Below are 6,710 nucleotides of genomic sequence, written 5' to 3' on the forward strand. Positions count from 1 at the left end.
GCGTCCTCCGTTGACCGAACCTCTCGCCGCGTCGCCCATCCAGAAGCCTGCTGTTCCTGAAGGAAAATTCGTTCACCTTGAAGACCGCGGCGACGTTCTGGTTCGCGACTTCGGCGGCAGTCCTGGCGCTCCGACCGTCATCCTCCTCCACGGTTGGACAGCATCTGCTGACTTGAACTGGTACAGCTCGTACCGGGCGCTCGGCGAGCATTACCGGGTCGTTGCCTTCGATCATCGAGGGCACGCCGCTGGTCTGCGCACGAAGAAGGCGTTTCGTCTCGAGGACTGTGCCGATGATGCTGCCGATATCGCCACCGCTCTGGGGATCGATTCGTTCATTCCGGTCGGATATTCGATGGGCGGGCCGATTGCGCAGTTGTTGTGGCGGCGCCACCCTGACCGCGTTGACGGACTCGTGCTGTGCGCGACCGCACCGTTCTTCTCGAATCGTCGCCCCGAGCGATTGTCGTTCCTGGGACTCGCCGGACTCGCCACGGTGGCGCGCTACACCCCCGAGCAGGCCCGCGAGTGGCTCACCGAGCAGGTCTACCTGCAGCGCAAGAGCGAACAGTGGGAGCCCTGGGCGATCGAAGAAGCGGCAAGCCACGACTGGCGGACGGTGCTTGAGGCCGGAAAGGCCATTGGGCGGTTCTCGAGCGCCGACTGGATCGGTGACGTCGATGTCCCGACGTCGGTGTTGATCACGATGACCGACCGCGTGATCCCACTCGCCCGACAGGTGAAGTTGTTCGAGATGATCGCGCAGGCTGAGGCGTTCCGCGTCGACGGCGACCATGATGCAGCCGTGGCCCACGCCGACCGCTTCGTCCCGACACTCCTCCGCGCCCTCGATTCGGTGGCCCGCCGAGGGGCCTCGACATGAAGAAGCTGACCTGGCTCGGGATGCTCGGGGTGCTCGCAGCGGCCATCGTCGTCGTCTCACGGCGCCTTGATCGGACTGCGATGGGAACGTCGTGGAAGGGCCGCAACGCACGTCTCGCACGAATGGGAGTCAAGGTCGGCGGCACCTACGCGTCAACCGCCGCGCGCAAAACGTTCGCGTCAACGAAGCGTCGCGACGAACTCGATCGAGCACGCGAAATCAAGACCGCACAACAGGTGGCCGACGAACTCGGCCAAATGAAGGGCGCCTTGATGAAGCTCGGCCAGATGGCCAGCTACCTCGACGACGGACTCCCTGAACCACTTCGGCTGGCGCTCGCTCAGCTCCAGTCAAATGCTCCCCCGATGTCAGCTGAGCTGGCCGTCGCCACGATCGAGGCCGAGCTTGGCGGATCCATCGCCGACCTGTTCGTCGAGTTCGACCCCGAGCCAATTGCAGCTGCGTCGATCGGCCAGGTGCACCGGGCGATCATCAACGACCCGACGACGGGGTCCGAGCGTGCCGTTGCCGTCAAGGTGCAATATCCAGGAGTCGACGAAGCGATCACCTCCGACCTGAAGAACGCCGACATGCTCGGCGTCATCCTCAAGCAAGGGTTCGGCGGGCTCGATCCGACCGAGATGGTCGACGAGATCAAGATCCGCCTGGCGGAAGAGGTCGACTACGAACTCGAGGCCCGCAACCAACGCGAGTTCCACGACTACTACGCCGGACACCCGTTCATTCGTATCCCTGAGATTGTCGCCGAATACTGCACCAAACGAGTCCTCACGTCCCAGCTCGTCGATGGGTTCGGCTGGGCCGAGTTGCTCGAACGCCCTCAGGTCGAGCGTGATCATGCCGGAGAGGTCATCTTCCGCTTCGTCTTCCGCAGCCTCTATCGCATGGGCGCATTCAATGGCGACCCCCACCCCGGCAACTACATCTTCCACGACGATGGCACGGTCACATTCCTCGACTTCGGTCTCGTCAAGCACTTCACCAGCGACGAACTCAACACCTTTGCATCGATGGTCGAAGCAGCAGCCGTGAAGCACGACCCGCGTCTCTTTCGCGACATTCTCGAGCAGGCCGGCATGTTGCAGCCCGATGCTCCCGTCGACACCGACGATGTCGGCGAGTACTTCTCGCTGTTTTACGACACCGTGGCACGCGACGAACGAATGACATGGACGCGCGAGTACGCCAACACGATCGTGCGCCACACCTTCGATCGCGAGAGCCCGATTAGCCAGTACGCCACGGTGCCACGGGCCTTCGTGTTCATCCAGCGCATCAACCTCGGCCTGTACGCCTTGCTCGGCGAGCTGAACGCCTCCGGCAACTATCGACGCATCGCATCAGAGCTCTGGCCTTTTGTCGATGCCGGACCGGATTCGCCGATCGGCGACGCCGAAGCTGTTTGGCTGGCAACTCGCTCCTGAGTCTCAGGTATGCCAGGCTCAGCCGATGACACGTACGATCTGGTCAAACGGCACGGTTCTCGATGGCACTGGGGCAGCCCCATCGGTGGCCGACATCGCCATTGAGGGCGATCGGATTGTCGAGATCGGTAGCAACCTTGACGGAGACGAATCGATCGACTGCACCGGCCGACTGGTGACCCCTGGTCTGATCGACTGCCACGTGCACTTCATGGCGGACGGCGATTTCAGCGCCAACACCCACCTGGGAACGCCGTTCTCGATGAACTTCTTCCAGGCCGCGGAGCGGATGCAACGCACGCTGGCCTGCGGTGTCACGACCGTGCGTGAAGCCGGTGGCGCCGACCTCGGCGTGAAGGAAGCGCAGGAACACGGCTTGATCGCCGGACCGCGGATGCAGTTGTCGATCACCATCCTCAGCCAGACCGGGGGCCACGGCGATGGATGGGAGGTGTGCGGAGCACACATGCCGGGGATGATGGTAGGAGGCAAGAGTTTTAGTGCCACCCCCTGCGCGCTTTCAGTGCGACCCTAAATGTTCTCAAAGAATCTCGAATTTTTAACTGCGGTAGCGGCTCGGACCGGCACAGTCCGCCACGTGATCAGTCACTCGGGACAACCACTCAATCGACCAAATCTGGGTCAACCGACAACCAATGTTTGCGATGTCGAAATGCTGCCTCAGATGCCGCAAAGCCTCGACCCATTCGCCGCAGACTGGCTAGATAAGGGTCGGAGGTACCAGCCCGGCCGCTGCGCGGCGTGCTGCGGTTGCAGGGTCTGCGCCCGATTGCTTCCATTTCTCGGCATCACGGACATCAAAGCCTGCGTCGATCCATGCCTGCACCTCCGACGGGGCAAAGGCCTTCCATTTCTCGGCATCACGGGCATCAAAGCCTGCGTCGATCCATGCCTGCACCTCCGACGGGGCAAAGGCTTTCCAGCCGATGGCGCTCGCGGCATCGGGGAACCCGAGATCGACCGCTTGGAGGATCTGATCTGCGTTCAATCCGCCCCATCGGCGGATTCCAGCGACCGTCAGCGGTACACCAGCTCGTTGCAGGTCTTGCAGACGTACCTCGTCGAATTCGAACGACGGGTCGTTGAGCAGCTCAGATAGCACCGCTCGGTCCACCCGCAACCAGTCTGAATCCCCGATCCGCTCTGCCACTTCGAGGGTGAACCCGTGTTGAGTCCAAAGACTCATATCCAGATCTAGATACCGCTGAGCGCTTGCAGCATCGGGGAGGGCAAGGGCAACCGCTTCGAGAATCTCATCCTCCAGAAGGCTCCATCGACGGATGCCAGCGACCGTGGACGGTACACCAGCTCGTTGCAGGTCTTGCAGACATACCTCGTCGAATTCGAACGACGGGTCGTTGAGCAGCTCAGATAGCACCGCTCGGTCCACCCGCAACCAGTCTGAATCCCCGATCCGCTCTGCCACTTCGAGGGTGAACCCGTGTTGAGTCCAAAGACTCATATCCAGATCTAGATACCGCTGAGCGTGTGCAGCATCGGGGAGGCCAAGGGCAACCGCTTCGAGGATCTCATCCGCCAGAAGTCCGCTCCATTGGCGGATTCCATCGGCCGTCAGCGGTACACCAGCTTGCTCCAGTTCTGCCAAACAATCATTTTTGAATTGGAACGACGGGTCACTGAGCAGCTCAGACAGCACCGCTGCGTCCAGCCGTAGCCAGGCGATGTCGCTGATTCGCTCTGTCTGCTCGGCCGTTAGGCCTCTCTCCAAAAACTGGTAGGCGAAGTCCGGCAGCCAACCTGTAGGTTGAAATTGAACAAACTGTTCCATGGAGAAACCGGCGTCCTGCCACTTAAGCCATTCTTCGTCGGTCACGTTGCTCGCGCACTCGAAGAAGTCTTCATCGATGGGAACACCCTGAGACACCGCTTCGCGGACCATTACGGGATTATCGAACCCGATTTCTTTGCCAATGTAGATGAGCTCGTCGAGGTCGAGGCCAATCCGCCGCCAAACCTTCAGTTCGGAGACCGAGATCGCGACGTGAAGGAACTCGGAAGGAACAGGTACGCACTTTGCCAGTTCCTGCGTCCGTCGCTCGACGTAACACGGTTCGCAAAGCCCGGGAAACTCGGCTCGAGGCCACCGATTTGTGTTGTCGTCGATTGTTTTTGCACACTCGCTACAGACCGGCTCATCGAACTGATCTGACAGGTAGCTAGCAACAGCTTCAACGTCTGACAAGACAGCCGTTCGTTCAAACGCATGACCAGCTACGTTCATCGACAGCACCACCGTGAGATCCTTCGCCAGCTCAGCAGCACTGACGACAATTCGGGCATCCTCGTAGCCGAAGCTGACTGAGTCGCCGTCAACCTGAATCAGATCCTGAACAGCTACTCCGGCCGAAACCAGGTCGTCAGCTAGCTGCGAACTCGACTCCCGAATATCTCCCACGATGAGACAATACTCGGGTGCGTATCCACGTGGTACCGCGGCGTCTCCTTCATCTCAGGAGCATGACCGATTCCAACAAACCAAGCCCACGCCCCACTCGCGACCCAATACGAACAGACGACCCCTGAAGAAACCTCACAGAATTCCGGAGCGGTTGAACCTCCCTCCGCACCGACCCGGGGGCGGGGCCGTTACACCCCCCCGGGGGGGTGCCACAGGGCAGTATCCTGACCAGCGAGTTCTCGGCGACTTGACAACCCTTCGGCCCGGCCCTGAACAAGATGAACACACGAATTCGGTCTTTGCCCTCGACCCACCCCTGAAGCAACGGGATGGAATGGTCGGTCGTTCCCCCGCAACCTCCCCCGCACCGACCCCAGCACGCGAAACAGGGGCTCCGCATCTCTGCGAAGCCCCTGCGTACGGTGGTCGGGCTGACAGGATTTGAACCTGCGACCCCTTGTCCCCCAGCGATGTAGAGACCCCTGGTCAGAACCCAAAACCCCTGCACAACGACTCTACGGGTGTCGTCTGTTGTAACCTGTTGTGACCGGAGTGGCGGTGAGCAACGCAAAGCCACCGTCAGCCAACTGCTCGAATTGTGGACTGAACGTGACCTTGCTGGCCGTGGAGGGAGCGATGAAGCAGTACTCTACGAAGAATTCCAGCGAGTGAAGTAGAAGGAAGGCAGACGCCGATGAAGAATTTCATTGAGAAGTTCACGTCTCTGGCGTATTGGCTGAGGACGATGACGGAACGAGTCATCAAGCAGCCTCTGCAGGTCCAGCAGTTGCACGCTGAGATCGAACGACTCAGGGAACGGCCGCGTTACCAGGACAGAAAGTGCTTGGTGCCGTTCGGTCATAAAGTCTACTCACAGAACGACGAAGACGGAATTATTCGGGAAATATTCAATCGAATTGGCGTCACAAATCGAACCTTTGTTGAGTTCGGCGTGGGCAACGGATTGGAGAACAACACTCTAGCGCTTCTCTTCGACGGATGGAATGGGCTGTGGATCGAAGGCTCCTGCCGGTACGTCAAGAAGATTCGTGAAGGGTTCAGCACGGTCGTGGACAGCGGACAGCTCGCTGTCACTCAATCGTTTATCACGACCGAAAACATCAACGGTCTCATTTCAAGGAATATCGCTGAATCGGAGATCGATCTGCTGTCCATCGATATCGACGGCAATGACTTTCACATCTTCAAGTCTATTGATTGCGTCCGGCCGCGGGTCGTCGTGATTGAGTACAATGCAAAGTTTGTGCCGCCAGTTATGTTCTGCATGCAGTACAATAAATCCCATGCCTGGGCGAGTGACGATTGCTTCAGTGCCTCATTGAAGTATCTCGAAGTGAATTTCGCGGCATTTGGCTACAGTTTAGTCGGATGTAGCGTGACAGGTGTCAATGCCTTCTTTGTCCGGAATGATCTGGTCGAGGATAACTTTCTTGAGCCGTTTACGGCGGAACACCACTTCGAACCAGCACGTTATTTCTTGGCCGGTATTCCATCCGGACACCGTCCCTCGTACCGCACACTTGAAACGTCGCTCCCGCGGAGGTGAAGCGCCTCGCCGCGGCGACGTAGTTGGAACGTCCCCACGGGCGCTGATGCTGATGCCATCGAACAGGAAGTCCTCGACTGGGAGCGTGACGTTCCCGGTGCGCCCGAAGCGATGGCTGCCGACGATATGCCGCAAGGCGGATGGACCGACACTCTGTGGTATCTCAGTCGTCTGTGGATCGCTCGCAGCGAGACCCCGGCCGGTCAGACGCAGATAGAGGGGTCGTCCGCGTCGCTGATGACCTGGTCATCGCTTTCGATTGTCACCGAGCAGTTGTCGCTTTCGATTGTCACAGTGCTGTTGCTGACCCCGGCACGGATGTAGGAGGCAAGAGTTTTAGTGCCACCCCCTGCGCGCTTTCAGTGCGACCCTAAA

At 59.6% G+C, this 6,710-nt stretch carries 5 protein-coding genes; 4 read left to right on the forward strand and 1 reads right to left on the reverse strand.

Annotation, left to right across the window (positions count from 1 at the left end; all coding sequences use genetic code 11):
* Positions 1-10: 10 nt before the first annotated feature.
* The 3 genes from ACH2DW_RS08670 to ACH2DW_RS08680 are packed head-to-tail and all read left to right on the forward strand — an operon-like array spanning position 11 to position 2,863.
* Positions 11-883 (forward strand): alpha/beta fold hydrolase, encoded by an 873-nt coding sequence (locus ACH2DW_RS08670; protein WP_394929339.1) that lies wholly within the window; start codon positions 11-13, stop codon positions 881-883.
* A complete protein-coding gene (locus ACH2DW_RS08675; protein WP_394929340.1) occupies positions 880-2,328 on the forward strand; it encodes an ABC1 kinase family protein in 1,449 nt (482 codons plus the stop codon). Before ACH2DW_RS08670 ends, ACH2DW_RS08675 begins: the two co-directional genes overlap by 4 nt.
* A gap of 25 nt (positions 2,329-2,353) precedes the next feature.
* The gene (locus tag ACH2DW_RS08680) at positions 2,354-2,863 is read left to right on the forward strand and encodes an amidohydrolase family protein (RefSeq protein ID WP_394929341.1); all 510 of its coding nucleotides are present in this window, start codon (positions 2,354-2,356) and stop codon (positions 2,861-2,863) included.
* 186 nt (positions 2,864-3,049) lie between these two features.
* Here ACH2DW_RS08680 and ACH2DW_RS08685 read toward each other — a convergent pair whose 3' ends face one another.
* Complete coding sequence (locus tag ACH2DW_RS08685; RefSeq protein WP_394929342.1) at positions 3,050-4,765, reverse strand: hypothetical protein; 1,716 nt, start codon at positions 4,763-4,765, stop codon at positions 3,050-3,052.
* 697 nt (positions 4,766-5,462) lie between these two features.
* Here ACH2DW_RS08685 and ACH2DW_RS08690 point away from each other — a divergent pair.
* A complete protein-coding gene (locus tag ACH2DW_RS08690) occupies positions 5,463-6,335 on the forward strand; it encodes an FkbM family methyltransferase (RefSeq protein WP_394929343.1) in 873 nt (290 codons plus the stop codon).
* The last annotated feature ends 375 nt before the right edge of the window (positions 6,336-6,710 follow it).

The sequence above is a fragment of the uncultured Ilumatobacter sp. genome (assembly GCF_963980585.1).
Taxonomy (GTDB): Bacteria; Actinomycetota; Acidimicrobiia; order Acidimicrobiales; family Ilumatobacteraceae; genus Ilumatobacter_A.